The following is a 26,184-nucleotide window of genomic DNA, read 5'->3' on the forward strand; positions in this document are numbered from 1 at the left end:
CACAGCAACCACCGGCTCTCTGCAAAATAAGCCTGGAATACTCTCCCCATCATTGCTTTTGTAAAAAATTTCTTTAATTATAGCGGAGTAGGTTTTCAATGTCAATAACAAAGTCTGGCAAACTCATTCACTTGCTTTAGGGCCGCTTCCCCGGCAAAAGCTTTGCCAGGCGTTTGGGATCAAAGCCCACCACCACTTCATCACCCACCACTATGGTTGGCACCGTGGTGTGACTGGACAAATCCACCATCCGCTCCCGGGCCTCTTCATCATCTTCCACATTATACTCCACAAAGTCCACCCTGCGCTCGGAGAGAAACTCTTTGACCCGGAGGCAGTAGGTACAGGAGTGGGTAGTATACAGTTCAACGTCCTGCATGACAAACTCCTTTCGGCGCTTTTCTCATAGTTTCTGCGCCGAAGCTGGAATTATGCCTAAACCACCGGATACGCCAAAATATCTGTTTCGTCAAAGAGCAGTCCGTCATCTACCAGGTAAAGCTGCTCCAGATTAGCTTCTTTCTTGCCGTTAGCCTTATTTCCCCCGTTATTTTTCTGTCCGGGAGGGAAACCGCATTTTTCTGTTTCGCAGATGCGGGGTTCAAGACCCTTGCGCCTTTTAAAGAACGCTTCCGCCACCTGCGGGAAAATGGCATAAGAAATAACATCTTCTTCGCTTTCGGCCAATTCGCCAACCTCTTTGGCCGCCGCCTCCATCTGGGGCTCCAACAGGTCAGCTGGCCGGCATTGGGCCGGCTCGGCATCGCCCAGCACTTTCTTCTGCAGCTCTTCATTTAACGGTGCCGGAGAGCGCCCGTAAAGGCCGCGCACATAATTTTTCACTTCGGTGGAAATCATCTTATAACGCTCTCCCAGAAGGACATTGACCACTGCCTGGCTGCCAACAATCTGAGATGTGGGTGTTACCAGCGGGGGATAACCCAAATCCTCCCGCACCCGCGGTACTTCCTTTAACACTTCAGGCAGAAGATGGCTGGCTTTTTGCTGCTCCAGCTGGGAAGCCAGGTTGGAAATCATACCGCCGGGAATCTGATAGTTTAGCACATTGGTATCCACACCCAGCGCGATGTCCAGAGGGATGTAGTAGTGCTTGCGTATTTCTTTGAAAAACTCACTGGCCTGGGAGAGTAGATCCAAATCCAGCCCAGTGTCATAAGGTGTTCCTTTTAGCGCCGCCACCAAACTTTCGGTGGGTGGCTGGCTTGTTCCCAGTGCCAGGGGCGAACAGGCGGTGTCCACCACATCCACACCGGCTTCGATTGCTTTTAAGTACGCCATAGAGGCCATGCCGCTGGTGTAGTGGCAATGCAGCTGGATGGGCACGCCCACCTCTTTTAAACGGGTAACCAGCTCCACCGCATCATAGGGGGAAATCAAACCTGCCATATCTTTGATGGCAATGGAATCTGCTCCCAGGTCCACCATCTGACTGGCCATATCCACAAAGTAATCCAGGTTGTGCACCGGCGACAAAGTGTAGGACAAAGTAGCCTGCACATGGGCACCTTCCTTACGGGTTACTTCCATGGCTTTGGCCATGTTGCGGGTGTCGTTTAACGCATCAAAAATACGAATGATATCGATTCCGTTGGCCACCGCTTTTTTGATAAACGCTTCCACCACATCGTCGGCGTAGTGTCGGTACCCCACCAGGTTTTGGCCGCGCAGAAGCATCTGCAGCTTGGTATTTTTAATGACGCTTCTCAGTTTACGCAACCTTTCCCAGGGGTCCTCATCCAGAAAACGCATACAGCTGTCAAAGGTGGCTCCACCCCAGACTTCCATAGAGTGAAAACCGATTTTATCCATCAGTTCCGCGACTCCAAGCATATGCTCCGTCTGCATGCGAGTCGCCATTAAAGACTGGTGTGCATCTCGAAAAGATGTATCCGTAATTCTGGCGGGCTTCCTTTCTGACATCGGTTCTCCTCCTCATAAATGAGTTTTTTTTTTTGGCAGCTCTGCTTTTCATAATTCTCTCTGTTGTTTTCATCAGGCAAAAAAAAATAGTTATGTTATCCAATATATCATTTTTTTTCAGAGTATTCAATAATTAATATTTTGCCTGTGCTTTTTCCGGCGTTTTTTAGCGCCTTGCCCATTGTGCCGCACTACTTCCTGCAATTCTGGCCGAGGTAATGTATTCACTGAAAAAAAGGTCGGTGATGGCTCTTCTGCCATGGATTCCCCCGGTAATCTCACCGGCGGCAAACAAGCCGTCTATCCCACCGTCTTCACTCATAACACGGTACTGTTGATCCACAATCAGGCCCCCCGGTGTAAGGGCAACATTGCCAAGAATGGCCACATGGTATGGGGCTGACAGCTCAGAGGTCACTTCCTGCAGCTCAGCAACCTCCATCCCCAGTCCGGAGGCTAATTCAGGCAAAGAGTTCATACGCATAAAATTACGGTTAATATCCGCATCTTCGTCTCCATACACCACATACAACCGGCCGCCCGCTTCCCGGACGGTTTCGGTAATGTCATTCTCATTTTCCAGCACCTCTCCGGCGGTGTTCAGCAGCACGGCGCCGGGAAAACTGCTGCGCTGCACCCTGCGTGCCTCCGGCAAATAAACGGGCAGCATGGTCACGTATTCCATATCCCGGGTCAACGCACCGGCATCTGTGGCCAACTCCAGTCCTGTACCTTGGTGGTTGCCGTCGGGACGGGGTGTAACGGCGGTGACTCCGCTGAATTCTTCAAGAAAATCCATGTTACTGCCAAAGCCGCCGTCGGCCAAAATAACGGCCTGAGCATAAATTTCCTCCGTCTCATTTTCCCGGTTTTCCACCACCATTCCCCGGATCCGTTGATTTTCTACCAATAGTCCTTTTGGCTGTAGGGCTTGGGTAGTTTCCACAGCTTTATCTTCCAGTTGACGTGCTGTGTTCCACACCACCAAATCGGCAGCTCTTCCCTCCTGGGGAAAATGCAGGCCCGGGTTTGTTTCCGAGGTAAGCTCTGAAAATTCCGTGTTGGTCAATTCCTCCAGCCAGGACAGGCCGGCAGCGGTGTCTTCGGCCAGGTGCATAATCAGGTTAAAATCCCCTCTTTCCCGGCCTCGCTCATAAATGTCCAGTGCCATGGCTTCCACGGTATATTCTAATTCTTCTTCCTGCTGATATTGTGTTCCGGCAGCCCAAAAAGCCGGACTGAAGGCGGGAAAACCGCCTGAATCCGGCTGACTTAAGTCAATATATAAAACATGAGCGCCTTCCCCGGCGGCGGCCAAAGCCGCCACCTCACCTGTGATTTCACTGCCAATCACGATCACGTCCACACTCCTTGGTAGGGGTGGATAGACAGGTACGTCACGGCGCAGGGAATAAACCCCGATAAGATAACCTGTGGCTATCAGCATAATCAGAAAGGTAATGGGGCGCCAGCTCCCAGTGCTGCTACTTCTTGCCATAAACTCACCTGCTTAAGCTTCGTTTTCCTCCACCACAACCCGGGCCAGGCTGACAACCCGGTCACCTTCATCCAGGCGAATCAGTGTCACGCCCTGAGTATGGCGCCCCTGAATGGAGATATCGGCGGCGTCTTGGCGAATTACCACACCACGGGCTGTAATCATCATCACTTCATCACCGGGGCGGACCATTTTGGCACCCATTACCGGCCCGTTTTTCTCCAGAATGCGAATGGTGTAGATTCCCTTGCCACCCCTGGTCTGTGCCCGGTACTCGCTAAAGGGCGTGCGTTTGCCAAAACCTTTTTCAGTAACCACCAGCATTTCTGTTTCTTGCTCCATCTCAGGAGGAAGTACTTCCAGCGACATTACCTTATCGCCAGGCCCCAGACTGATACCGCGCACACCACGGGCACTGCGTCCCATGGAACGGACATTCTCTTCGGCAAAACGGATAGACAGACCATGATAGGTAACCAAAGCCACTTCATATTTTCCGTTAGTGAGCCGAACATCAATTAGCTCATCGTTTTCTGCCAGAGACAGAGCTATCAGGCCGCCTTTACGGGCATTTATGAACTCCTCCAGCGGAGTTTTCTTCACATACCCCTGACGGGTACACATAAACATAAATTGCCCTGCGTTGAAGTCTTTGACGGGAATAACCGCGGTTACGTATTCGCCCGGCTCCACTGCCAGCAGGTTAACTATGGCCACACCGCGGGTAGTTCGTCCTGATTCAGGAATCTCAAATACTTTCTTACGGTACATCTTACCGCGGTTTGTAAAGCAGCACAGATAATCATGGGTAGAGGCTACAAAAACATGTTCCACAAAATCATCGCCTTTGGTGGACATGCCGGTTATGCCGCGCCCACCCCGTTTCTGTACCCGGTAGGTGGTGACAGGCAGCCTTTTTATGTAGCCGTTGTGGGTAAGTGTTACCACCATGTCTTCCTCGGCAATCAAATCTTCCACCGCAAAGTCGTCCTCATCAATGACAATGGCGGTGCGTCGGTCATCACCGTATTTTTTACGAATCTCGCCCATCTCATCTTTAATAATCTGATAGACCAGCCGCTCATTGGCCAGAATTTCTTTTAAGTAAGAAATCTTCTGAATCAGCTCCAGATATTCATCTTCCAGCTTCTGCCTCTCCAGTCCGGTAAGCTTTTGCAGGCGCATATCAAGAATGGCCTGGGCCTGAATCTGAGTGAGGCCGAAATTCTCCATTAGCCCGGTTCTGGCCTCCTCTGTGTTTTTAGAGGCTCGAATCAGCTTGATTACCGCATCCAGATTCTTCAGCGCGATACGCAAACCTTCCAGAATATGAGCACGCTCTTCTGCTTTACGTAAATCAAAGCGGGTTCTGCGGGTAATAACATCTTTTTGGTGTTCCAGGTAATGGCCCAGCATTTCCCGCAGGTTCAGCACCTGGGGCTTGTTATTAACCAGCGCCAGCATAATTATGCCGAAGGTCTGCTGCAGTTGGGTAAATTTAAACATTTGGTTAAGCAGAACCTGGGCGTTTGTTTCCCTCTTTAACTCTATCACAATACGCATGCCGGTCCGGTCTGATTCGTCCCGCAGGTCGGTGATGCCTTCCAGCTTCTTTTCCCGTACCAAATCAGCAATTTTTTCAATGGTTTTGGCCTTATTTACCTGATAGGGTAATTCGGTAACCACAATCCGGGACTTGCCGTTTTCCATGCGCTCAATTTGGGTTTTCGCCCGGATTTTAATAATGCCCCGCCCGGTGCGATATGCACTGCGAATACCTTCCCGTCCCAGAATCAAGCCACCGGTGGGAAAATCGGGGCCGGTGATATGCTGCATGATTTCCGTATCTTCGCACTCCGGATTATCTATCATATGTACCAGTGCGTCCACCACTTCGCGCAGATTATGGGGTGGAATGTTGGTGGCCATACCCACCGCAATACCGGCGGAACCGTTTAACAGCAGGTTGGGGAAACGGGCCGGCAGCACCTCCGGCTCTTCTAAGGTATCATCAAAATTAGGGCGAAAATCAATGGTTTCTTTATGAATTTCCGAAAGCATTTCCGTAGCGATTTTTGACATGCGTGCTTCGGTATAACGCATGGCCGCCGCCCGGTCCCCGTCAACGGAACCAAAGTTGCCGTGGCCGTCCACCAGGGGGTAGCGGCTGGAAAAATTCTGTGCCAGGCGCACCATGGCATCATATACCGCCGTGTCGCCGTGGGGATGGTACTTACCCAGCACTTCACCCACCAGACGGGCAGACTTTTTATGGGGTTTATCCGGCCACATCCCCAATTCGTACATGGCATAGAGAATACGGCGATGAACCGGCTTTAAGCCGTCCCGCACATCGGGAAGGGCCCGGCTCACAATAACACTCATGGCGTAATCAAGGAATGAATTTTTTACTTCATCATGGATTGGCATCGGCATAATTTTGCCGTGGGTAAAATTCATGCAGGCTCACCTCCCAACTTAAATATCCAGATTCCGCACCTGGTTGGCGTGGCTTTCTATAAATACACGGCGGGGCTCCACTTTGTCCCCCATCAAAACAGTAAACATGTCGTCGGCGCGGATGGCATCTTCCATGGTCACCTGCAGGATGGTCCGCTTTTCCGGATCCATGGTGGTAGACCACAACTGTTCCGGGTTCATTTCGCCCAGGCCCTTATAACGCTGCAGCGAATTTCCTTCCCGCCCTATTTCCTTCAGCAGCCTGTCCAACTGATCCTCAGTATAGACATAGTGCTCCTTTTGCTTTTTCTTCACCAGATACAGCGGAGGCTGAGCAATATACACATAGCCGGCCTGAATTAACGGCTGCATATAGCGGTAAAAGAATGTTAAAAGCAGAGTACGGATATGGGAGCCGTCCACATCGGCGTCGGTCATGATAATAATTTTGTGGTAGCGTGCTTTTGCTAAATCGAAATCTGTGGAAATACCGGTCCCCAGCGCCGTAATAATGGTGCGTATTTCTTCATTGGCCAGGATCTTATCCAGGCGCGCTTTTTCCACATTGATAATTTTGCCCCGCAGGGGCAAAATGGCCTGAAAACGCCGGTCTCGGCCCTGTTTGGCCGAGCCGCCCGCAGAATCACCCTCAACCAGGTACAGTTCGCACATGGCCGGATCACGGCTGGCACAGTCCGCCAGTTTACCGGGCAGAGAAGTTACCTCCAAAGCGCTTTTGCGCCTTGCCAGCTCCCGGGCCTTGCGGGCCGCTTCCCGGGCCCGGGCCGCGCTGACTGATTTTTCCACAAGCCGTTTGGCCATCTGGGGGTTTTCTCCCAGGTAGGCTCCCAGCTCTTCATAGAGAAAAGAATCCACAATACCGCGCATCTCGCTGTTGCCCAGTTTGGTTTTGGTCTGCCCTTCAAACTGCGGCTCCAGTAATTTTACGCTAATAACAGCGGTGAGACCTTCCCGGATATCCTCACCGCTCACATTACTCTCGTTTTCTTTGAGCAAGTTGTTTTTGCGGGCGTAATCATTTATCAGCCGGGTCAGTGCCGATTTAAAACCGGCTTCATGGGTCCCGCCTTCATGGGTATGAATGTTATTGGCAAAAGAAAGAATCAAATCATTGTAACCGTCATGATACTGCAGGGCTATTTCCACCTGACAGCAATCTTCCTTCTCCTGCTCCAGATAAATTGCTTTTTTATGCAGCGGTTCTTTGTTTTTGTTTAAAAATTCCACAAAGGATTTGATACCGCCGTCATATTTGAACGTTTCTTTTACTTTTTCATTTGTCTCATCTGTGAGCTCGGTGCGCTCATCGGCAACGGTAATTCGGATTCCTTTATTTAAAAAGGCCAACTCCCGCAGGCGCTTGGAGAGCGTTTCATAGGAAAATTCCACAGTTTCAAAAACTTCCGCATCCGGTTTGAAGCGAATTTGGGTGCCGGTCTTTTTTGTTTTTCCTGTTACGGTCAGCTCTTTGACAATGGCGCCCCGGGCAAAGCTCATTTGATGAATTTTTCCGTCCCGGTGCACTTCCACTTCCAGCCATTCAGACAGAGCATTAACCACCGATACACCAACTCCGTGCAAACCGCCGGAAACTTTATATCCTTCTCCGCCGAATTTACCGCCGGCATGAAGAACGGTGAGCACAACTTCCACCGCCGGCCGCCCGGTCTGAGGCTGGATCCCCACCGGAATACCGCGGCCGTCGTCGGATACCGTAATGATATTATCTTTTTCGATGGTGATAACAATATCATCACAGTGTCCGGCCAACGCCTCATCGATACTGTTATCTACAACCTCAAACACCAAATGATGCAGGCCGCGGGCCCCGGTGGAGCCGATATACATCCCCGGGCGCCTCCTGACGGCCTCCAGCCCTTCCAATACCTGAATATGCGATTCGTCATAATGCCCGTTATTTAACGGGTTATTATTTTTTTCTTCAGCCACTATCTTTCCTCCCATTCACCCAAAACATCTTTATTTGTCAAATATGTTGGCCTGAAACCTTTTTTTCAGCGTAACCGGAGCAATGGGTGAAAAACTGACGGAATCGGTGGTGACAATAAAAGATTTCACCTCTTCGGCCAGGTTGTTTTCCATTACTTTTGTGCTCTGCAAAAATTCTTTGTTGCATTGTTTGTCCCGGATGCGGGTATCAAAAATTCCAATAATATCCTTTGCCCCCACTACCCGGGAACCGCCGATATGTAAAAACATAGTATCCCCCTTTTCCTGAATTCCTGCTTTACCTGTTATTTTACCCTTTATCCTCATTCTTACAGCAAAAACATGTTTTTTCCGGCCGTACCACTATCTGCGGCATACCGCATTTTACGCAGGGAGTATACCCCTGCTTCAGGTACCAGCGAATCCTTTGCTGCTGTGCTGTAAAAAATGATTTCATCGTATCTTCCAGGTCGGCGGGAAGCTCTGTTTCTGAAAAAGCCTGATTGATGCGCGAAAGTGTTTCTTCATCCAACTTGTTCAGACGCCAGTTTTCCACGGCCTCCTCCGGCTGGTTCTCCCCTGATAGGGAGGGCCTTTTACCGCCGGCCTGAAAACGCAGATCGGTGAGCGCCCTGGTTTTGGCATACCTGTTTAATTGAGCAATAATCTGTTTTTTTTGCAGGGCCAAATGCTGTGCCCAAACCGAATCATTAACCCAGACAAACAAAATACCGTTTTCAAAGGAAACCGCCATGGTTTTCTTGGCAATTTGCCCGCCCACCACATGCGGCCAGGCATCGATCATCATCTGCCCTTTTATTTTTTTGGCATTAGGGAGCCGCTTTAAGGCTTGGTCCAAAACAGTGGCAATAGTTTTCAAACTAGACCACCTCTCCCTCTCTTACCTTAAACATTTTACCCGATTCTTTAAATTGCCGCAGTTTTTCCGCTTCTGTTCCGGTAATAAATGTCTGAATGCGGCCGTCAATGGTTTCCACCAACAGCCTGCGGCGCCGCTCGTCCAATTCGGAAAAAACGTCATCAAACAACAGTACCGGGTATTCCCCTGTTTCACCTTTGATAAACTCCAGCTCCGCCAACTTCAGCGCCAAAACCAGCGTGCGCTGCTGACCCTGCGAGGCATACAGCCTGGCATTGCGTCCGTTAATGTTAAAAACGATATCATCCCGGTGTGGGCCCAAAAGTGTTTGGCCCAAACGTGCTTCCTCATGTTTTTTTTCTTCCAGCCCTGCCAGCAAAGCATCTTGAATTACCTGCGCATCTAAAATTCCATCATCCAACGGCAAAAATGACTGATACAAAATTTCCAGACTTTCATCCCTGCCGGTCAGATTACGGTGGGAAAGCCGGGCTAAAAGGCCAATTCGGCGAATAGCAGTCACTCTTTTTATAAGAATTTTAGCAGAAAGTATGGCCAACTGCTCATTCCAACTGGCCAACTCCTGTGAACCCAATACTTTCTGGCGAAATTTTTTCAGCAAGTTATTGCGCTGCCGAATGATTTGCTGCAGGCGGCCCAGTTCATACTCATAAACCGGTGATATTTTACTGATTTCATCATCGAAGAATTTTCGCCGTACCGCAGGGGACCCTTTGACAATGGATAAATCCTCCGGTGTAAAAAGTACCGTAACCAGTCTGCCCGCATAATTGCTGCGATTCATGGTCAGACCGTTTACCGAAAATATCTTGTTTCTACTGCCGGCATCGAAGGAAACTTTTAGTGTTTCCCGGCCCATACGGTTACAGACCCGGGCAGAAGCTGTGCAGTTATTTTCTCCCCACAAAATCAGTTCCCCTTCATTGCGGGTACGAAAAGAGCGTCCCGCAGCGATAAATGCCACAGATTCCAGTAAATTGGTTTTTCCCTGGGCGTTGGAACCAAAAAGAAGATTGATGTTGGGGTTCAGCTCTAAGCTGAGGGAAGAATAGTTTCGGTAATTTCGCAGCTCTATTGTTTCTAGTCGCAATGCCTGTCTCCTAACACCCAAAGGGTCAGATTTTAATTGGCAGGACGAGATAGAGATATTCCTGATAAAGTGAATCCCTGAGAATACAGGGTTTGTTTGCATTGGTCAGTTCTAGTATACACTGGTCACCTTCGTGCACTTTAAGCATGTCCAGAATGAACCGGGAGTTCAGGGATATCTCCAGCCCTTCTCCGGAGAGCTCAACGGGAACATGCTCCTGAGTTTTACCAAACTTAGAAGAAGCACGGATAACCAGGCCTTCTTCACCTATTGACAATCTCACCACATGGTTTACCCCTTCGGATAACAAAGAAGCTCTTTCCACCGCATGTAAAAAATCGGCAACATCCACTGTGGCTCGTCCGCTGAATTCCCGCGGTATCACCCTGTCAATATTTGGAAAGTTCTCATCAAGCAGACGGGAACTAAGCTTGATATTTTTGCAGGTGATTAAAAGCTGATTGTCTGCCACCGCCAACTGCACACTGTCTTCGTCATTGGTGAGAATGCGAATGACTTCCTGCAGATTTTTAGCAGGAACCAGAAAAACTCCGTCTGCTCCCTGGTTTTGCACACGGCAGCTGGTGGTGGCCAGACGGAAGGTATCGGATGAAGACAAAGTCAGAGTATTGTCTTTTAGAGTAAACATGATCCCGGTAAAAGCCGGTTTTCCTTCATCCTGAGAAGCGGCAAAGAGAGTTTGGCGCAGTGCGCGGCGGAATTCTCCGGCTTTTATTTCACAGGCATACTGGCCTGAATCAGCTGAAAGATCTGCAAACGCCGGGTATTCCTCAGTACTTAACCCGTAAAGTTGAAATTCCGACTGTCCGCTTTTGATTTCTGTCAGAAAGTTTTCCTCATTTACGGTTAAAGAAACAGTATCACCAGGAAGCTTACGGATAATTTCCACCGCTTTTGCCGGCAGAACCACTTCTCCCTTTTCCTGGTCAGGAACAGGAAATGAAGTGCGGATTCCCAGCTCCAGATTGGTGGCGGTAAGTGTCATTGTTTGACCGTCGCTTTGAAATAATATCCCTTCCAAAACCGGCATAGTGCTTTTGGGAGGAGCGGCTTTAGCCGTAATCTGCAGATGCTCAGCCAACAGAGCTTTTGGTACAGTCAGTCGCAAAAGAATCACCTCACATTTTTTTTTTAAGTTTTGGTTCTAAAGAATTACTTACAGTCATATAATTTAAATTTTAGTCGTATTGGTATTAAGGGCTGTGTATGGTGTGTATAACACTAAAAGGTGCTGATAATACCGGGCCTTGTCCCTGGGGACACAGCGGTGGATAAAACGGTTTTGTTTTCCACAGGATTCACATATTAACAGTGACCCTTAATTTATTCAGAAACTGACAACAGGAAACAAGCATCTTTTCCACAAGTTATCCACAGTTGTTAATTTTTTCGATTATCTGTTCGATTGTGCCTCGCAACTCATTGTTGTTACGCATGTCCTGTAAGATTTTTTTATGGGCATGCATCACGGTGGTGTGGTCTCTTCCGCCAAATTCTTCTCCAATCTTAGGCAGGGAGGCATCGGTCAGCTCTCGGGACAAATACATGGCCACCTGTCTGGGCAAGGCCACGTTCCTGGTTCTTTTTTTGGCTTTTAACTCTTCCGGTTTAAGAGCAAAGTGCTCGCAGGTTTCTTTTTGAATCCTTTCGATGGTGATGAATTTTGGACGGTTTTTTTGGGAAAGAATACCTTGTAGTGCTTCCTCGGCCAAAGAAACATCAATATTGCGATTGGTCAGGGAAGAATAAGCTATAACCCGGATAAAGGCGCCTTCCAACTCCCGAATGTTGGTGACAATGTTATTTGCTATATATAACATGACATCATTGGCCACCGTGATTTTTTCCGAATGGGCTTTTTTGCGTAAGATGGCAATTCTTGTCTCCAGATCAGGAGACTGAATATCGGTAATAAGGCCCCATTCAAAACGGGAGCGCAGCCGGTCTTCCAGGGTGGGAATCTCTTTTGGCGGACGATCACTGGAAATGATAATTTGCTTGTTGTTCTCATGCAGCGCATTAAAGGTGTGGAAAAATTCTTCCTGTGTTTGTTCTTTACCGGCTAAAAACTGAATATCATCAATCAATAACACATCAATATTACGGTATTTGTTACGAAAATCCACGGTTTTGTTATCACGGATGGAATTGATGAACTCATTGGTAAACTTTTCGGAAGAAATATAAAGCACCCGATAAGAGGGGATGTTCTCCAGCACATGGTGGCCAATGGCATGCATCAGGTGAGTTTTTCCCAGGCCCACTCCCCCATAAATAAACAATGGGTTGTACGCTCGGGCCGGTGCTTCCGATACAGCCAGTGAAGCAGCATGGGCAAAACGGTTACTGTTGCCGATGACAAAAGTATCGAAAGTGTACTTGGGGTTCAGCCAGGAAGAGGACAACTTTGGCTCCTCAACCTGCTTTAAACGCGGGGCCGTTTCTTTTTCACCGGATGTATCGAAGGTTTCATCTTCGTTGATGCGCGGTGTGATAAAATGAACATGGTAATTTTTATTAGAAACATCCTGCAGAGTTTCTGTGATCATCTCGGCATATCTGCCTTGCAGCCAGTCTTTTGTAAAATCATTAGGCACACTGATGACAAGAGTATCGTCACTTAAAGAAACGGGACGTGTAGTTTTTAGCCATGTTTCAAAACTGGGCTTACTCATCTTCTCCGAAATTTTATCTAGTGTGGCCTGCCAGATTTCCAGCAGTTCCTGTTCCATTACGTACCCTCCTACTTAATTCTTACTACATAATAAACATACACATCTTATCCACAAGTGGAAAAGTAGATTGTATGGGGCAAACGAGCTTATCCACAAATGCACGCAATTATCCACATTAAATGTGGATAAAATGATAAAACAGCCAGTGGACAGGCTTTTTTGGCTAGTTTTGTGGAAAGTTATTAACATTTTATTAATAATTTTTTACAAACGAATTATGTAGTAAAAAAATATGCTTCAAACCAATACTATCTTAACAAAATCTTTCCAATGCTGCAATAGCGCATTGTGTATAAGCGATAAAAAGCAAGTAATATCAAGGGTTTATCCACAATCCAGACCTTGACATGTAATAGTGAAAACGTTATAATCGGTTTGATATAGACAAGGATACCTTTATAGAGATAGTTTTAGGAGGTGTGAGGATTGAAACGGACTTATCAGCCAAAAGTAAGAAAAAGAAAGCGGATTCACGGTTTTCGTAGCCGCATGTCTACGGCTGCGGGCCGTCTGATTATTAAAAGAAGACGCGCCAAAGGCAGAAAGAGACTGTCTGCTTAACCTGCTGTATCCTGGTTTAGGGGAACGATGTGGATAAGTATATGGAGAAAAAGGGACGTATCACTAAAAACAGCGAATATCAACAGGTCTTTCAGCATGGTAAATCCGTGGCATCCCGTGGTCTGGTTTTGATAATGTTGAAAAATAATGCGAACGGGAATCGCACCGGGTTTATTACCAGTAAAAAAATTGGCAATGCTGTGATACGAAACCGTGTGAAAAGATTGCTGAGGGAGACGTACAAAATGTATGCCGCCGATCTGGCCACCGGCTATGATCTGGTTTTTGTGGCACGTCGTCCCGCAGCGGGTTTTGACTTTAAGCAGGCCGCCGCCGAGATGAGACGGGTTTTACAACGGGGCGGCCTTTTTACAGTTTAAATTAAAAGAAGAACTTGAAAATAACAGGTGATATAATGAAGTGGCCACTGATAGCACTGATATGGATTTACCAGAAATTCATTTCCCCCATGAAAAGACCCAGTTGCCGTTTCTATCCATCCTGTTCGCAATATGCCTTGGAAGCTTTGCAGCGTTATGGATTTATTCGGGGTACAATAATGGCCCTTTGGCGGCTTTTGCGTTGCAATCCATTTAATCCCGGCGGTTACGACCCGGTGGAACCACAGAATAAAGGAGGCCACTAGATGGGCGCCATTGTTGATTTTTTGAATGAGATTCTTATGTTTTTTAATAATGTCACCGGCAATTACGGAATTGCCATTATCTTGTTAACCCTTTTGATACGTCTTGTTACCTGGCCCCTGCAGAACAAACAGCTTACTTCAGCTAAAGCTATGCAGGAGTTGCAACCCGAACTAAAAAAATTACAGGAAAAATATAAGAATGATAAGGAAAAGCTTAACCAGGCAACAATGGAGCTGTGGAAAGAGCATAAGGTTAACCCCGCTGCTTCATGTTTGCCGTTATTGATTCAAATGCCGGTCTTATGGGCCATGTTTCAGGTTTTACGTGATCAGGTAACCATCGCTGATACCATGTTTTTGGGAATGGATATGACCGTATCCGTTATGGATCTGCGCGAACTGGGCCTTTTGTTTGCCGCCACCAGTATAGGTTACTACTTGCTGGTTATCATTTCCGGAGTGACCACCTTTTTGCAGCAGAAAATGATGATGAGCGACAAATCGCAGCAGGCTATGATGATTATGATGCCCCTGATGCTTTTGTTCTTCAGTTTACAGTTCCCTGCAGGTTTGGTTCTGTACTGGGTGGTAAACAACTCTTTGTCCATTGGCCAGCACTTCCTTATCAATAAGAACGTCAAGAAAGGAGCGGTCACCGAATAATGCGATCTGCAGAGGCTACGGGAAAAACAGTGGGTGAAGCTACACAAAAAGCTTTGGAAGAATTGGGAATAGATGCAGAATATGCTGAGGTAGAAACCCTGGAAGAACCTTCCAACGGGTTGTTTGGCCTGATTGGCTCAAAATTGGCTCGAGTACGCGTCACTGAAAAAGAAAGGCCGGAAAACTATCTGCTTGAATTTTTAAACGGCATCATGACCAAGATGAATCTTGACGGAGATGTGGAAATTATTAAGGATGATGACATTCTGAAAATGAATGTGAGCGGACCTAAAATGGGCATGCTAATCGGCAAACGGGGCCAAACACTCAATGCCCTGCAGTATCTGCTTAATGTGGCCTACCATAAGCGTTTCAGCGGCCAGAGCCGCCGTGTTATCCTGGATGTGGAAGATTACCGGGAAAAACGTGAGGAAACCCTACGGGTGCTTGCTTCCAACCTGGCAAAAAAAGCTCTGAGAAATGGCAAGCAGGTTATTCTGGAGCCCATGTCCCCCCAGGAAAGAAGAATTATCCACACTGCTCTGCAGGACCATCCCGATGTTTCCACCTATAGCCAGGGCGATGAACCTTACAGGAAAGTGGTCATCGCGCCCAGGTAATTAATTTCAATAAACCGCGGCTCATATGGGCGGCGGTTTTTTTACACACACACAAACTGTTAAAGAGGTGGCTTTTATGCATGAAGATACCATTGCCGCCATAGCAACCCCTGTGGGTGAGGGCGGTATAGGTATTGTCAGAATCAGCGGCCCCCAGGCCAAAGATATTGGCAAAGAACTGTTTCGTTTCCATCGGCCTGTGCAGAATCCACAGAGCCATAAGCTTTATTACGGCCATGTTATTGGGGAGGGCGGCGAAGTACTGGATGAAGCTTTGCTGGCCTTTATGCACTCCCCCCGTACATATACCACCGAAGATGTGGTGGAAATCAACTGTCACGGTGGAATTATGCCGCTTAAAAAAACGCTGGAGCGAACCCTGCAGTTAGGTGCCAGGCTGGCGGAAGCGGGAGAGTTTACGCAACGGGCTTTTTTAAACGGCCGTATAGACCTGGCTCAGGCTGAAGCAGTAATCCAGATCATCCGGGCCCGCACCGAAACAGCCATGCAGTTAAGTGTGGCCCAGCTGCAGGGCCGTCTCTCCCAAAAGGTTGGAGAAATCAGGCAGCAGCTCCTTTCGGTGCTGGCGCATATGGAAGCCTCCATCGATTTTCCCGAACACCAGGATGTGGAAGATGTGGCTTTTGTGCAGCTCAGGGAAGCAGCTGAGCTGGCCCACAAAGAAATTGACTTGCTGTTACAAACAGCAGATAAGGGCCGTATATTACGGGAGGGGTTACGAACCGCCATTGTGGGCCGTCCCAATGTGGGTAAAAGTTCCCTGCTCAATGCCCTGTTAAAGGAGCAGAGAGCCATTGTTACCGATATACCCGGAACCACCCGGGATGTGCTGGAGGAAAGCGTTAACCTGGGGGGCATAGCTCTTACCATGGTAGATACCGCCGGCATCCGGGAAACCACAGATACCGTGGAAAAAATGGGTGTGGAGAGGTCGCGGGAGGCCCTGGGGCAGGCAGATTTGGTCCTTTATGTTTTAGATGCCTCCGATGATCTCACTGCGGAAGATATAGAACTGCTGCAGGCGGCCGGTGAGAAACCCCTTATTGTGATTGTTAATAAAACAGATTTGGTCAGCAGCCCGGCAGATGTGACAACCAAGCTGCACAGTGAGTTGGCTTCTGTGCCGGTTGTGCCCATGTCGGTGGTGGAAAACAGAGGTTTGCAGGAATTGGAGGAGGCCATTGTTTCTCTGGTTTTTCAGGGCGATGTTAAGCCCTCCCAGTCGGCAATGGTTACTTCTGCCCGACATAAAGATGCTTTGAGCCGTTCGCTTACCTTTTTGCAGGACATGCTTTCAGCTTTGGAAAGTGGTTTTGCCATTGATCTGCTGGCCATAGATTTACATTCGGCCCTGGATGCCCTGGGGGAAATTACCGGTGAGACTGTGGGAGCAGATCTGGCTGATGAAATATTCAGTGCCTTTTGTATCGGGAAGTAAACATAGTTTGAGGTGAGGCAGATGAATTTTCTCGGAGGAGAATACCATGTGGTTGTTATCGGAGCAGGTCATGCCGGCAGTGAAGCGGCGCTGGCCTCTGCTCGCATGGGCTGTAAGACATTACTGTTAACATTGAACCTGGACGCGGTGGCTCTCATGCCCTGTAACCCGGCCATAGGTGGTCCCGCCAAGGGACATTTGGTCCGTGAAGTGGATGCGCTGGGTGGTGAAATGGGCAAGGTCATTGACCGGACCAAAATTCAGATACGCATGTTAAATACCGCCAAGGGGCCCGCTGTCCATGCGCTGCGTGCCCAGGCTGACAAATGGGTCTACCAGCGGGAGATGCGTACTGTTTTGGAGAATACCCCGAACCTGGATTTACAGCAAGCTACCGTGGAAAGGTTTCAGGTCAAGGGTGGCCGGATCCGCGGTGTGATAACTCAAAACGGTACAATGTATAAAACACAAGCGGTGGTGCTCACCGCGGGAACATACCTGCGGGGCCGTATTATTGTGGGCGCTTCCATGACTGCCGGTGGGCCCAACGGTCAGTTGGCCAGCACTAAACTTTCCGGCTATCTGAAGCGTATCGGTTTGGAGCTTTTACGTTTTAAAACCGGCACCCCGCCCCGTATTCACCGCGATTCCATCGATTTTAGCAAAACTGTGATTCAACCAGGTGATGAAGACCCCTTTTCTTTTTCCTTTGCCCAGGTACCGCCAAAGATTGAATCAGTTCCCTGTTGGCTCACTCATACCACCGAGGAGACCCATCGGGTTATTCAGGAAAACCTGCACCGCTCTCCTTTATATGCCGGGGATATTGAAGGTGTGGGTCCCCGCTATTGTCCTTCCATTGAAGATAAGGTGGTCCGCTTTAGTGAGCGTCCTTCCCATCAGGTTTTTCTGGAGCCGGAAGGACGCAATACAGCTGAGTTTTATGTCCAGGGGATGTCCACCAGCCTGCCTGAAGATGTGCAGCGCGCCATGTTAAAAACTATCCCCGGCCTGGAAAATGTGTTGATTATGCGCCCCGGGTATGCCATAGAATATGACTGCATTGATCCGCTGCAGCTTAAACCCACCATGGAAACAAAAACGGTTGCGGGACTCTTCAGTGCCGGACAGATTAACGGTTCTTCCGGTTATGAAGAAGCGGCGGCCCAGGGGATTGTGGCCGGAATTAATGCTGCTTTAACCTTTAAGGGCCAACCTCCGCTGCATATAGACCGTTCCATGGCCTACATCGGAGTATTAATTGATGATCTGGTAACCAAAGGCACCTCTGAACCGTACCGGATGATGACCTCCCGTGCCGAATACCGTCTGCTTCTCCGGCAGGATAATGCGGATCTGCGCCTGACCCCGCTGGGACACAGAGCGGGCCTGGTATCAGAAGAACGCTTTCAGAAATTCCAGGAGAAATGCCGCGCTGTGGAGGAGGAAATAGAGCGCCTTAACTCTGTAAACATCTCTCCTGCTGCGGCTGTAAATGACTTACTGCAGGAAAAAGGCAGCAAGCCTCTTTCCGGTCCTGTGGCCGCCGGGCAGTTGCTTAAACGACCTGAATTAACCTATGATGCCATAATTCATATCCTGGGTGAAGAACATCGTCTGAGCGGGGAGGCAGCCCGTCAGGTGGAAATTCAAATAAAATATCAGGGTTATATAGAAAAACAGTTACAGCAAATTGAGAAATATAAAAAAATGGAAAACAAAGCATTGCCCGAAGACCTTCCTTATTGTGATTTGGATGGGTTATCCACAGAAGCTGTGGAAAAGCTGATGAAAATCCGCCCCCGTTCTGTGGGTCAGGCCAGCCGTATTTCCGGAGTATCTCCAGCAGACATTGCGGTGCTTTTGGTTTATATGGAGCAGCGGCGCCGACGGGAGGGACGCTAAATATGCGTGATAAGATATGGGAACTGGCAAAGACTCGCAACATTACCCTGCCGCCGGAAGCTCCGGACAGATTTGAGATGTATTACAGGCAACTGGTGGAAGCTAACCGGCAGGTTAATTTGACCCGTATTACCGAGCCGGCAGAGGTAATGATCAAGCATTTCCTGGATTCTCTGGAAGTTCTCTCTGCCTGCCGGGAATTTAAGGGCCCCCTACTGGATGTGGGAACAGGGGCCGGCCTGCCTGGAATCCCCTTAAAGATAGCCTGTCCGCAAATTTCTCTCACGTTATTGGACTCCTCCAAGAAGCGAGTCTCCTTTCTTAAGGATCTGGTTTCCGCTTTGGAATTGGAGAATGTCACAGTTATCCACGGTCGGGCCGAAGATTATGCCCGGCAGGATGATTACCGGGAACAATTCCCCTTTGTTGTTTCCCGGGCCGTTGCCAGACTGAATGTGCTGGCGGAGCTTTGTCTGCCCTTTGTCTCCCAAAACGGTTATTTTGTAGCTTATAAGGGACCGGAAGGAGCAACCGAATTGCAAGAGGCACAAAATGCCCTCTCCCAATTGGGCGGTGCGCCGGGAAAAGAGTGGCGCTACCAGCTTCCAGAGAATATGGGTGAGAGGTCACTGCTTTTTTTGCGTAAGCTGGAGACCACACCGGCAAAATACCCCCGCAAGGCAGGATTACCGGAAAAACGCCCTTTATAGCTGAGACCTTGATACTTTTTGCAGTATAGTATGGCGCAAAAGACAAAATTTGTCTTTTGCGCTTATTTTATTCCCCGAATGTTTTCATTTTCTTCCCGGCAAGATGGCAGGATATTCCTTTCCTGTGTCGAAAAATATAGTTATGCTAAACTAACCCGAACGGAGGTAATTTAATGGCGGAGGAATTAAAAACCCTTATGGAGATTGAGGAAACCCAGTTCGATCAGGAGCAGATTCAATACATAGCCATTGCAAATATTCGACCAAACCCCTACCAACCACGTAAAAACATCGAAGAGGAAAAAATATATGAGTTGGCGCAGTCAATTAAAACTTACGGGCTGCTCCAACCTGTAATTGCCCGTAAGTCTGCCACCGGCTATGAACTGGTGGCGGGGCACCGCCGGCTGTTGGCCTGTAAGAAACTTGGTTGGGCAGAAGTACCGGCCATAGTCAGGGAATTATCCAACAGTGCCATGGCCACCGTGGCTCTCATTGAGAACCTGCAGCGGGAAAACCTCTCCTTTTTGGAAGAGGCACAGGGCTATGAAAGCCTGATTCGCGAGTTTAAGTTAACCCAGGAAGTGCTGGCGCAAAGGCTGGGGAAGTCCCAATCCACCATCGCCAACAAGCTGCGTATTCTCAAACTTCCGCGGGAAGTAAAAGAGAAGTTGCAGATACAGGAGTTGACGGAGCGGCACGCCCGTGCCCTGCTCAAGCTACCTGGCGAAGAAGATCAGTTAAAAATTCTGCAGGAAGTATGTAACCTGCGTTATACGGTTCAGCAGACTGAGAAACGGGTGGCGGATTATCTCAGTAACCTGGAGCCCACTGCGGTGAAGGAGCGTAAAAAAGTTATTATCCGCGATATCCGTATTTTCCTGAACACTGTCCGCCAGGCTGTCTCTATCCTGGAAGCCGGCGGGTTAAATGCCCGACTACAGGAAAATGATCTTGGTGACAGTATTGAGGTTACCATTCGGCTTCCCAAAAACAAAAAGAATTCTGCTCAGGCTGTTAAATCGACATCGGTTGCTGCCGCAGTACAGCGCCCATTATTGCCCGGGCAATAAGCATTGCTAGGGCAAGACTGTTAACTTGCGGAATCGACTTTGCCGCAATCCGGACAATGTTCGACCTGAAAATACATGAAAATCATGCCACCCTGCAGGAGAAGAGCCAAAATTCGCGAATTTATATCGTACTGCGGAGAAGCGAGGTGGAATCATGTCCCGTGTAATTGCGGTGGCTAACCAAAAAGGCGGTGTGGGGAAAACTACCACATCGGTGAATCTGAGTGCGTGCCTGGCTGCACAAGGACGTTCTGTCCTGCTCTTGGATATCGATCCTCAGGGGAATGCCACAAGTGGAATAGGACAGGAAAAAAAGAATATTAAAGTATGTATTTACGATGCATTAATTAATGAACTGCCCTTAAAAAACATTATTATTAAATCCGTCATTAAGAACCTGGATTTGGTTCCGGCCACCATTCAGCTGGCAGGTGCTGAAATTGAGCTGGTACCAACCATGTCCCGTGAAGTTCGGCTACGCCGCGTCCTGGAAGAGGTCAGAGATTTATACGATTACATAATCATAGATTGTCCTCCTTCCCTGGGCTTGTTAACCATTAATGCCCTAACTGCTGCCGACACTGTTTTGGTACCAATTCAGTGTGAATATTATGCCCTGGAGGGGCTAAGCCAGCTGACTAATACGGTAAAGCTGGTGCAGAAGCACTTAAACACAGAACTGCGGTATGAAGGTGTGGTGCTGACAATGTTTGATTCCCGCACCAACCTGGCAAACCAGGTGGCCGACGAGGTGCACAACTATTTTGGTAATAAAGTATTTAAAACTGTGATTCCCCGGAACGTGCGCCTCAGTGAAGCTCCCAGTCACGGACAACCCATCATTGTCTATGACGAGCGCTCCAAAGGCGCAGAAACATATATAGAATTGGCAAAGGAAGTGATGGCCAATGAGCAAAAAGCGGCTGGGTAAAGGTCTGCAGGCTCTGATTCCAGAAATAGAGGATACCCCGCTCTCCGATGCGGTGGATGTGGATGTTGCACAAATCAGTGTTAACCCATATCAGCCCAGAAAGCATTTTGACGAGGAGAAACTGGCGGAGCTAGCTCGCTCCGTGGAACAGCACGGAATTCTGCAACCGCTTATTGTGCGTCCCTCCGACGGAGAGTACGAACTGGTGGCGGGAGAAAGAAGGTTACGCGCTGCCAAAAAAGCCGGCCTACAAAGGGTCCCGGTGGTAATCCGTCCTCTCACCGACAAAGAGATGATGGAGATTGCCTTGATTGAAAACCTGCAAAGGCAGGATTTAAACCCGCTGGAAGAGGCACAGGCCTATCAGCGCCTGATGGAAGAGTTTAATTACACACAGGAACAGCTGGCTGAAAGGGTTGGAAAAAGCCGCTCAGCGGTGGCAAACACCCTGCGCCTCACCGCTCTGCACCCCGAGGCACGCAATTTTGTGGCCAACCAGCAGTTAAGTGAGGGGCATGCCCGGGCCATTCTGTCTCTACCCTTGGAAAAGCAACCCCTAGCCGCCCGTAAAGCGGTGGAGTTGGGCCTGTCAGTCCGGGATACGGAGAGAATGGCCGGCCAGGAGCCGAAGAAGAAAGCGGCGAGAAAGCCAAGGGCAGCAACCGGTGGGGCCACAGACAGCTATATTGCCGACTTGGAGGACAGGTTGCGTCAGGTCTGTGGAACGGCAGTAAACGTTCGCATGTCTGCCAAAGGCGGCGGCAAGTTGGAGATTCAGTTTTACGATCTGGATGAACTGGAAAGAGTATGCGAGATATTATTTTAATCAGTACTATAATTTGTTTCACGTGAAACATTTGCGGAAAATACCTTAGTGTTTCACGTGAAACATTTAATCGGACAATAAGAGAGGTTGGCCATGGAGGTTACATGGGGTTTTGCGCTCCTGGGTACAGTGGTAAACAGTGCTGCCATTGTGGCCGGGGGCGTGCTTGGTTTATTTCTGGGAAGCCGGATACCGGAAAAAATGAAAGTGTTGGTGATGGAGGGCGTCTCGCTGGCAGTGCTGCTAATCGGTATAAAAATGGCGCTGGAAGCGCAAAACATCCTGGTTGTGGTGTTAAGTGTGGTTTTGGGCGGGATTGCCGGGGAGTTGATAGGTATTGATGCCTGGCTGCGTCGAACCGGAGCATGGTTGGAGCAGCGGGCAGCTAAGAGTGAATCGGGAATTTCCCGTGCTTTCGTGTTTGGTACCCTGTTGTACTGTGTGGGTGCCATGGCCGTAAATGGAGCGTTGGAAAGCGGCCTGCTGGGGCGGCATGACACCCTTTATGTAAAAGCCGTTTTGGACGGGGCCATTGCTGTTTCCGCTGCGGCAACAATGGGCATCGGTATTACACTCTCCGCGGTACCGGTGATGATCTATCAGGGGGGGATTGCGTTGGCCGCAGGCACACTGCAGCCTTTTTTAGGGCCGGAAGTTGTAACTGAGCTCTCAGGTGTGGGCGGTTTGCTCATTGTGGCCATTGGGCTTAACTTGTTGGAGTTAAAGGAGATCAGGGTGGCAAATTTTCTGCCCGCATTTATTGTGGTTTTAATCTGGACCGGGATACTGCCAAATTTATTTTATTAGTTACAAGGATTTGATTTCTTTATGGCGAAAATTTTATAGCTGCACTTTTATAGGAGGTTTTGTATGGAAGAATATTTGTTATTAATTTTTTTGGCGGCTGTGGCGGTGCTGTTTATTTTTTATCTGGTCTTATATCGTAAGTTTTTATTTCTTTCCCGTCGGTACCAGGAGTTTATGGTCGGGGGAAACGGGGAAAGCCTGGAAGGAACGCTGGAAAACCTTTTTGCCGATATCCGAATGGTTAATGAGAGTATTAATTCTAACCGGAAGCGGATGGAGAAGATTGAAAAAGTGCTGGATACCGCAACGCGCGGTATCGGAGTGGTTCGTTTCAATGCTTTCCAGGAAACCGGCAGTGACCTCAGTTTTGCTGTGGCCTATCTGGATGCACAGAGAAACGGCGTGGTTATAAGCAGTATTTACGGCAGGGAAGAATCACGGACGTATGCCAAGCCGGTTAAGAACGGGGAGTCCACCTACCAGCTGAGTATGGAGGAACAAGAAGCTATCCGTCAGGCGGCGGCCTCCCTGCAGCCGCTCTCCATACAGGAAAAAACATGAGTCCACAGCATTTTGAGGATAGGGCCAGCCATCTGCCTGCTAAAGACAGGCCGCTGTATTTTATCATTAATCCTGCAGCCAGCAACGGCAAAGCCCGCACAGCCTGGGACGAATTACAGCAATACCTGCATCAACAAGACATCCCCTACTGGTTTGCCATCAGTGAGGATGAGGATAATCTGACAGCACTGGCAAAGAAGGCGGCAGAAACACCGGGGGCTGTGGTAGCCGGGGTGGGGGGTGACGGGACCATGTCCCTCATTGCCACGGCCATTTACGGCACCGATGCCGTGTTGGGTATTATCCCGGCCGGAACGGGAAACGATTTTGCCCGTACGTTTTCTATTCCTGCCAACCCCGTTCAGGCCTGCCGCAGCTTGCTTGACGGTAATATAGTGCCTTTGGACCTGGGGCGTCTGAACGGAAAGCTGTTTTATAATGTGGTGGGGGCCGGCCTGGATGCGGAGGTGGTGGCCGATGCCAACCGATTGTTTAAAAAAGTTTCCGGTTCACTGGGATACATGCTGGCCTTGGTTAAACAGTTGGTGTTTTATCGCCCACATCGCTTTCACATTACTGTGGATGGAAAACACACGGAATTGGACGCCTGGCTTGTTTCGGTGGCTAACGCCCAATACTACGGCAGCGGCATGAGAGTAGCTCCGGAAGCCGATCCCCAGGATGGCTATGCAGATGTGGTCATTGTGGGTAAACTACACCGCCTGCAGTTTATGCGCCTCTTCCCCCTGGTTTATCAGGGTAAGCACGTAAAACATCCGGCAGTACAAGTTTTGCGCGGCAAACAAATTGCTGTAAAATGTGCTAAGCCCCTTCATGTGCATGCCGACGGTGAACTGATCGGTAAAACTCCGCTGAAAGTAGAGATGTGCCATCACGCCATTAGCATAAAGGTCCCTGCTGCAGAAAACGAAAAAATAAGCCCGGCAGTATAAAAACACCGCTAAATGCGAAGGATAATGCCAGAAAAGGAGGCATGATCCATGGAACGCAGAATTGCAGTGGAAGAAGGTTTGTCCCCCATCAGGGAATATTTGCAGCAGAAAGGGTATAAGGTCGTAGATATGAAGTCTGTTGCTCAGGCTGATGCGGCAGTTATCAGCGGTGGTGACAAAAACTTTATGAATATGCAGGACGCCATGACCGATGCCCCGGTAATCAGTGCCCAGGGGTTGACGCCAGAAGATGTCCTGAAACAACTGGAAAGCAAATGGTTGCACTAAAAAATCAGGCACCGACGGGTGCCTGATTTTTTTAGTGTGCTCATCCTGAATGTACAAGTTCGGGCTTGCCTTGCTTTTTACTGTCGTCACTGCTTAGCCTGGGTAGGCTCTGCAGGCTGAAATAAAGCCCCCGGGCGATGGTTTCCGCCAGCCGGACCACCACGCTGAGGCGGGTGTTTTGCAAAACAAAGTACTCTAAGAAACCTCCCACATTAACAATGCCGTTGATATGGATTTCTCCTACGGCGGGTAACTCTTTGTTTACTCCTGCTCCCGGTTTCATGGGACCAATGCCGATGTCGATGGACCCCACGCTTTCCATCCGCCCCAGGCAGGCATCCACCGCAATTATCAGAGGAGAGGGGTAAGTGTTATTAATTTTGTCAATGGTTTCTGCTAAATTAACTGCATGTACCGGTTCATCCAGAGTGCCAAAAATTGCGGCATGCCTGGGTTGAAGGCGTCCTAGTTTGGTGCCGATTAACGGTCCCAGGGCATCGCCTGTGGACCGGTCTGTCCCGATACACAACACCACAAGCTGATGAACGGGTTGCTGATATTTATCCTCCAGCATCTGATTAAGTGTACACCTAATTTTTTGAACTGCAAAAGGATCGGTACTTTCAACTCTGACGTTCTTTTTATGTGGACTCAGAAGACGATTTCCAATGTTAGACATAGCATACCCCCGCAAAGAATACGTATATGATAGTATATTTAACTGCCATCCTTTTTATGTGTAGAGTATTTGGCATACTATGGTAATTTTCGTTATTTCCCGGGAAATAAAGTTATGCGGAGGTTTTAGAATGTCCTGGATCGATCTGGCTGCATTGACCATGACCCTGTGGAGCGCGGCAAAGGGCTACATCTACGGCGGCTATAAAATGTTTCTGCACTGTCTGGGGCTGGGGGCAGCTTTAGCCATGGCGGTTTATTTTCAACGTCCATTTAGTGCCTACCTTAATCAGGAGTGGCAGGCAGAAACAGTCTTTGCAGAATTCTTTAGCAAAAATTCGCAATTGGTGCTGGAAGCCGGCACGTCCCAAACAACAGGAGTTAACCTCCCCCCCCTGGCCGGGCAGGTTATGCTGAGACTGATGCCGGAGGCACAGCTGCTGCCGGCGGCTACGGGAGAAGGAGCCCTGGCACTGATGGCAACCATGCTGGTAAAAGTGCTGGCTCTCTTTGTTTTCTTTGTATTTATAGCAGCGATTATCACCCTGCTCATCAGAGTAAAGCACTTTGGAACAAATTGGAAAAATATACCAGAGCATCAGCGGCTGGTCGGTGTACTTTTGGGCGCTTTATATGGGCTGATGTTATCAATGGTGGTTTGTGTAGCGCTGGATGCCCTGTCCATGCTGGGCATTTTCGGTTTTTTGCATCAAGACCTGACCGTTTCCTATCTTGCCTGGATGGTATCTTATCTACTGCAGTTTATCTGATAAGCAGTGATATGAAAGATCCGTAATTATTTGCAGCCCATTTCTTTTGGCGAAAATGCAGGATTTCCCACTCTTTGGGCAGAATACATAGAAGGTCAAAATATTCAGAATGCTAA

The 26,184-nt window shown here is 48.8% G+C and carries 27 protein-coding genes and 1 other annotated feature (1 of these 28 only partly in view); of the genes, 16 read left to right on the top strand and 11 right to left on the bottom strand.

What is annotated here, in order from left to right; genetic code table 11:
- Positions 1–62 (bottom strand) — a binding site (T-box leader); it reaches 164 nt to the left of the window's first position.
- A gap of 74 nt (positions 63–136) precedes the next feature.
- The 10 genes from DEALDRAFT_RS10715 to dnaA all read right to left on the bottom strand — a co-directional run bounded on the left by DEALDRAFT_RS10715 (position 137) and on the right by dnaA (position 12,614).
- Positions 137–379 (bottom strand): glutaredoxin family protein, encoded by a 243-nt coding sequence (locus DEALDRAFT_RS10715; RefSeq protein ID WP_008517327.1) that lies wholly within the window; start codon positions 377–379, stop codon positions 137–139.
- 56 nt (positions 380–435) lie between these two features.
- A complete protein-coding gene (locus DEALDRAFT_RS10720; protein ID WP_008517328.1) occupies positions 436–1,941 on the bottom strand; it encodes an oxaloacetate decarboxylase subunit alpha in 1,506 nt (501 codons plus the stop codon).
- 166 nt (positions 1,942–2,107) lie between these two features.
- On the bottom strand, positions 2,108–3,439 hold the full coding sequence (locus DEALDRAFT_RS10725; protein ID WP_008517330.1) for an FAD-binding protein: 1,332 nt from the start codon (positions 3,437–3,439) through the stop codon (positions 2,108–2,110).
- 12 nt (positions 3,440–3,451) lie between these two features.
- Positions 3,452–5,899 (bottom strand): DNA gyrase subunit A, encoded by a 2,448-nt coding sequence (gene gyrA / locus DEALDRAFT_RS10730; protein ID WP_008517333.1) that lies wholly within the window; start codon positions 5,897–5,899, stop codon positions 3,452–3,454.
- An 18-nt stretch (positions 5,900–5,917) separates the two neighbouring features.
- Positions 5,918–7,885, bottom strand: a complete 1,968-nt coding sequence (gene gyrB / locus DEALDRAFT_RS10735; RefSeq protein WP_040378945.1) for a DNA topoisomerase (ATP-hydrolyzing) subunit B — start codon at positions 7,883–7,885, stop codon at positions 5,918–5,920.
- A 15-nt stretch (positions 7,886–7,900) separates the two neighbouring features.
- Complete coding sequence (gene remB, locus DEALDRAFT_RS10740; RefSeq protein ID WP_008517338.1) at positions 7,901–8,140, bottom strand: extracellular matrix regulator RemB; 240 nt, start codon at positions 8,138–8,140, stop codon at positions 7,901–7,903.
- A 40-nt stretch (positions 8,141–8,180) separates the two neighbouring features.
- Positions 8,181–8,750: a DUF721 domain-containing protein gene (locus DEALDRAFT_RS10745; RefSeq protein WP_008517340.1), complete on the bottom strand. Its 570-nt coding sequence runs from the start codon at positions 8,748–8,750 to the stop codon at positions 8,181–8,183.
- Position 8,751: 1 nt separating this feature from the next.
- Complete coding sequence (gene recF, locus DEALDRAFT_RS10750) at positions 8,752–9,861, bottom strand: DNA replication/repair protein RecF (RefSeq protein WP_008517341.1); 1,110 nt, start codon at positions 9,859–9,861, stop codon at positions 8,752–8,754.
- A 25-nt stretch (positions 9,862–9,886) separates the two neighbouring features.
- Entirely contained in the window at positions 9,887–10,990 is a 1,104-nt protein-coding gene (dnaN, locus tag DEALDRAFT_RS10755) for a DNA polymerase III subunit beta (RefSeq protein WP_008517343.1), read from the bottom strand.
- 259 nt (positions 10,991–11,249) lie between these two features.
- Positions 11,250–12,614: a chromosomal replication initiator protein DnaA gene (gene dnaA / locus DEALDRAFT_RS10760; RefSeq protein WP_008517346.1), complete on the bottom strand. Its 1,365-nt coding sequence runs from the start codon at positions 12,612–12,614 to the stop codon at positions 11,250–11,252.
- A gap of 429 nt (positions 12,615–13,043) precedes the next feature.
- Between dnaA and rpmH the strand changes: the two genes are divergently transcribed.
- The 15 genes from rpmH to DEALDRAFT_RS10825 all read left to right on the top strand — a co-directional run bounded on the left by rpmH (position 13,044) and on the right by DEALDRAFT_RS10825 (position 24,620).
- A complete protein-coding gene (gene rpmH, locus DEALDRAFT_RS16510) occupies positions 13,044–13,178 on the top strand; it encodes a 50S ribosomal protein L34 (RefSeq protein ID WP_083798748.1) in 135 nt (44 codons plus the stop codon).
- A gap of 29 nt (positions 13,179–13,207) precedes the next feature.
- Positions 13,208–13,558 (top strand): ribonuclease P protein component, encoded by a 351-nt coding sequence (gene rnpA / locus DEALDRAFT_RS10765; protein ID WP_083798749.1) that lies wholly within the window; start codon positions 13,208–13,210, stop codon positions 13,556–13,558.
- A 35-nt stretch (positions 13,559–13,593) separates the two neighbouring features.
- Complete coding sequence (gene yidD, locus DEALDRAFT_RS16515) at positions 13,594–13,824, top strand: membrane protein insertion efficiency factor YidD (RefSeq protein WP_083798750.1); 231 nt, start codon at positions 13,594–13,596, stop codon at positions 13,822–13,824.
- The gene (locus DEALDRAFT_RS10770; RefSeq protein WP_008517351.1) at positions 13,825–14,487 is read left to right on the top strand and encodes a YidC/Oxa1 family membrane protein insertase; all 663 of its coding nucleotides are present in this window, start codon (positions 13,825–13,827) and stop codon (positions 14,485–14,487) included. It begins immediately after the preceding gene.
- A complete protein-coding gene (jag, locus tag DEALDRAFT_RS10775) occupies positions 14,487–15,107 on the top strand; it encodes an RNA-binding cell elongation regulator Jag/EloR (RefSeq protein ID WP_008517352.1) in 621 nt (206 codons plus the stop codon). Before DEALDRAFT_RS10770 ends, jag begins: the two co-directional genes overlap by 1 nt.
- A gap of 76 nt (positions 15,108–15,183) precedes the next feature.
- On the top strand, positions 15,184–16,566 hold the full coding sequence (gene mnmE / locus DEALDRAFT_RS10780) for a tRNA uridine-5-carboxymethylaminomethyl(34) synthesis GTPase MnmE (RefSeq protein WP_008517354.1): 1,383 nt from the start codon (positions 15,184–15,186) through the stop codon (positions 16,564–16,566).
- Positions 16,567–16,587: 21 nt separating this feature from the next.
- Positions 16,588–18,471, top strand: coding sequence for a tRNA uridine-5-carboxymethylaminomethyl(34) synthesis enzyme MnmG (gene mnmG / locus DEALDRAFT_RS10785; protein WP_008517357.1), 1,884 nt, complete (start codon positions 16,588–16,590; stop codon positions 18,469–18,471).
- A 2-nt stretch (positions 18,472–18,473) separates the two neighbouring features.
- The gene (rsmG, locus tag DEALDRAFT_RS10790) at positions 18,474–19,181 is read left to right on the top strand and encodes a 16S rRNA (guanine(527)-N(7))-methyltransferase RsmG (RefSeq protein WP_008517360.1); all 708 of its coding nucleotides are present in this window, start codon (positions 18,474–18,476) and stop codon (positions 19,179–19,181) included.
- 173 nt (positions 19,182–19,354) lie between these two features.
- Positions 19,355–20,254, top strand: a complete 900-nt coding sequence (gene noc / locus DEALDRAFT_RS10795; RefSeq protein WP_008517362.1) for a nucleoid occlusion protein — start codon at positions 19,355–19,357, stop codon at positions 20,252–20,254.
- Positions 20,255–20,408: 154 nt separating this feature from the next.
- A complete protein-coding gene (locus tag DEALDRAFT_RS10800) occupies positions 20,409–21,185 on the top strand; it encodes a ParA family protein (protein ID WP_008517364.1) in 777 nt (258 codons plus the stop codon).
- A complete protein-coding gene (locus DEALDRAFT_RS10805) occupies positions 21,163–22,011 on the top strand; it encodes a ParB/RepB/Spo0J family partition protein (RefSeq protein ID WP_008517365.1) in 849 nt (282 codons plus the stop codon). Before DEALDRAFT_RS10800 ends, DEALDRAFT_RS10805 begins: the two co-directional genes overlap by 23 nt.
- A 93-nt stretch (positions 22,012–22,104) precedes the next feature.
- Positions 22,105–22,818, top strand: a complete 714-nt coding sequence (locus tag DEALDRAFT_RS10810; RefSeq protein WP_008517367.1) for a DUF554 domain-containing protein — start codon at positions 22,105–22,107, stop codon at positions 22,816–22,818.
- Positions 22,819–22,881: 63 nt separating this feature from the next.
- On the top strand, positions 22,882–23,379 hold the full coding sequence (locus DEALDRAFT_RS10815; RefSeq protein WP_008517368.1) for a DUF4446 family protein: 498 nt from the start codon (positions 22,882–22,884) through the stop codon (positions 23,377–23,379).
- Positions 23,376–24,332 (top strand): diacylglycerol/lipid kinase family protein, encoded by a 957-nt coding sequence (locus DEALDRAFT_RS10820; RefSeq protein ID WP_008517372.1) that lies wholly within the window; start codon positions 23,376–23,378, stop codon positions 24,330–24,332. The genes DEALDRAFT_RS10815 and DEALDRAFT_RS10820 overlap by 4 nt, the downstream gene beginning before the upstream one ends.
- Positions 24,333–24,380: 48 nt before the next feature.
- On the top strand, positions 24,381–24,620 hold the full coding sequence (locus tag DEALDRAFT_RS10825; RefSeq protein WP_008517374.1) for a YkuS family protein: 240 nt from the start codon (positions 24,381–24,383) through the stop codon (positions 24,618–24,620).
- A gap of 40 nt (positions 24,621–24,660) precedes the next feature.
- Here DEALDRAFT_RS10825 and yyaC read toward each other — a convergent pair whose 3' ends face one another.
- Positions 24,661–25,299 (bottom strand): spore protease YyaC, encoded by a 639-nt coding sequence (yyaC, locus tag DEALDRAFT_RS10830; protein ID WP_008517375.1) that lies wholly within the window; start codon positions 25,297–25,299, stop codon positions 24,661–24,663.
- A 130-nt stretch (positions 25,300–25,429) separates the two neighbouring features.
- Here yyaC and DEALDRAFT_RS10835 point away from each other — a divergent pair, with 130 nt between their 5' ends.
- Positions 25,430–26,068, top strand: a complete 639-nt coding sequence (locus DEALDRAFT_RS10835; protein WP_008517376.1) for a CvpA family protein — start codon at positions 25,430–25,432, stop codon at positions 26,066–26,068.
- The last annotated feature ends 116 nt before the right edge of the window (positions 26,069–26,184 follow it).

Origin of the sequence: Dethiobacter alkaliphilus AHT 1, from assembly GCF_000174415.1 — a bacterium.
Lineage (GTDB): Bacteria > Bacillota > Dethiobacteria > Dethiobacterales > Dethiobacteraceae > Dethiobacter > Dethiobacter alkaliphilus.

What these genes read in the sequence shown, in the direction of transcription:
- DEALDRAFT_RS10715 (WP_008517327.1), bottom strand. Translation starts at nt 379, where the DNA reads ATGCAGGACGTTGAACTGTATACTACCCACTCCTGTACCTACTGCCTC.
- DEALDRAFT_RS10720 (WP_008517328.1), bottom strand. Translation starts at nt 1,941, where the DNA reads ATGTCAGAAAGGAAGCCCGCCAGAATTACGGATACATCTTTTCGAGAT.
- DEALDRAFT_RS10725 (WP_008517330.1), bottom strand. Translation starts at nt 3,439, where the DNA reads ATGGCAAGAAGTAGCAGCACTGGGAGCTGGCGCCCCATTACCTTTCTG.
- gyrA (WP_008517333.1), bottom strand. Translation starts at nt 5,899, where the DNA reads ATGAATTTTACCCACGGCAAAATTATGCCGATGCCAATCCATGATGAA.
- gyrB (WP_040378945.1), bottom strand. Translation starts at nt 7,885, where the DNA reads ATGGGAGGAAAGATAGTGGCTGAAGAAAAAAATAATAACCCGTTAAAT.
- remB (WP_008517338.1), bottom strand. Translation starts at nt 8,140, where the DNA reads ATGTTTTTACATATCGGCGGTTCCCGGGTAGTGGGGGCAAAGGATATT.
- dnaA (WP_008517346.1), bottom strand. Translation starts at nt 12,614, where the DNA reads ATGGAACAGGAACTGCTGGAAATCTGGCAGGCCACACTAGATAAAATT.
- yidD (WP_083798750.1), top strand. Translation starts at nt 13,594, where the DNA reads ATGAAGTGGCCACTGATAGCACTGATATGGATTTACCAGAAATTCATT.
- DEALDRAFT_RS10770 (WP_008517351.1), top strand. Translation starts at nt 13,825, where the DNA reads ATGGGCGCCATTGTTGATTTTTTGAATGAGATTCTTATGTTTTTTAAT.
- jag (WP_008517352.1), top strand. Translation starts at nt 14,487, where the DNA reads ATGCGATCTGCAGAGGCTACGGGAAAAACAGTGGGTGAAGCTACACAA.
- mnmE (WP_008517354.1), top strand. Translation starts at nt 15,184, where the DNA reads ATGCATGAAGATACCATTGCCGCCATAGCAACCCCTGTGGGTGAGGGC.
- mnmG (WP_008517357.1), top strand. Translation starts at nt 16,588, where the DNA reads ATGAATTTTCTCGGAGGAGAATACCATGTGGTTGTTATCGGAGCAGGT.
- rsmG (WP_008517360.1), top strand. Translation starts at nt 18,474, where the DNA reads ATGCGTGATAAGATATGGGAACTGGCAAAGACTCGCAACATTACCCTG.
- noc (WP_008517362.1), top strand. Translation starts at nt 19,355, where the DNA reads ATGGCGGAGGAATTAAAAACCCTTATGGAGATTGAGGAAACCCAGTTC.
- DEALDRAFT_RS10800 (WP_008517364.1), top strand. Translation starts at nt 20,409, where the DNA reads ATGTCCCGTGTAATTGCGGTGGCTAACCAAAAAGGCGGTGTGGGGAAA.
- DEALDRAFT_RS10805 (WP_008517365.1), top strand. Translation starts at nt 21,163, where the DNA reads ATGAGCAAAAAGCGGCTGGGTAAAGGTCTGCAGGCTCTGATTCCAGAA.
- DEALDRAFT_RS10810 (WP_008517367.1), top strand. Translation starts at nt 22,105, where the DNA reads ATGGAGGTTACATGGGGTTTTGCGCTCCTGGGTACAGTGGTAAACAGT.
- DEALDRAFT_RS10815 (WP_008517368.1), top strand. Translation starts at nt 22,882, where the DNA reads ATGGAAGAATATTTGTTATTAATTTTTTTGGCGGCTGTGGCGGTGCTG.
- DEALDRAFT_RS10820 (WP_008517372.1), top strand. Translation starts at nt 23,376, where the DNA reads ATGAGTCCACAGCATTTTGAGGATAGGGCCAGCCATCTGCCTGCTAAA.
- DEALDRAFT_RS10825 (WP_008517374.1), top strand. Translation starts at nt 24,381, where the DNA reads ATGGAACGCAGAATTGCAGTGGAAGAAGGTTTGTCCCCCATCAGGGAA.
- yyaC (WP_008517375.1), bottom strand. Translation starts at nt 25,299, where the DNA reads ATGTCTAACATTGGAAATCGTCTTCTGAGTCCACATAAAAAGAACGTC.
- DEALDRAFT_RS10835 (WP_008517376.1), top strand. Translation starts at nt 25,430, where the DNA reads ATGTCCTGGATCGATCTGGCTGCATTGACCATGACCCTGTGGAGCGCG.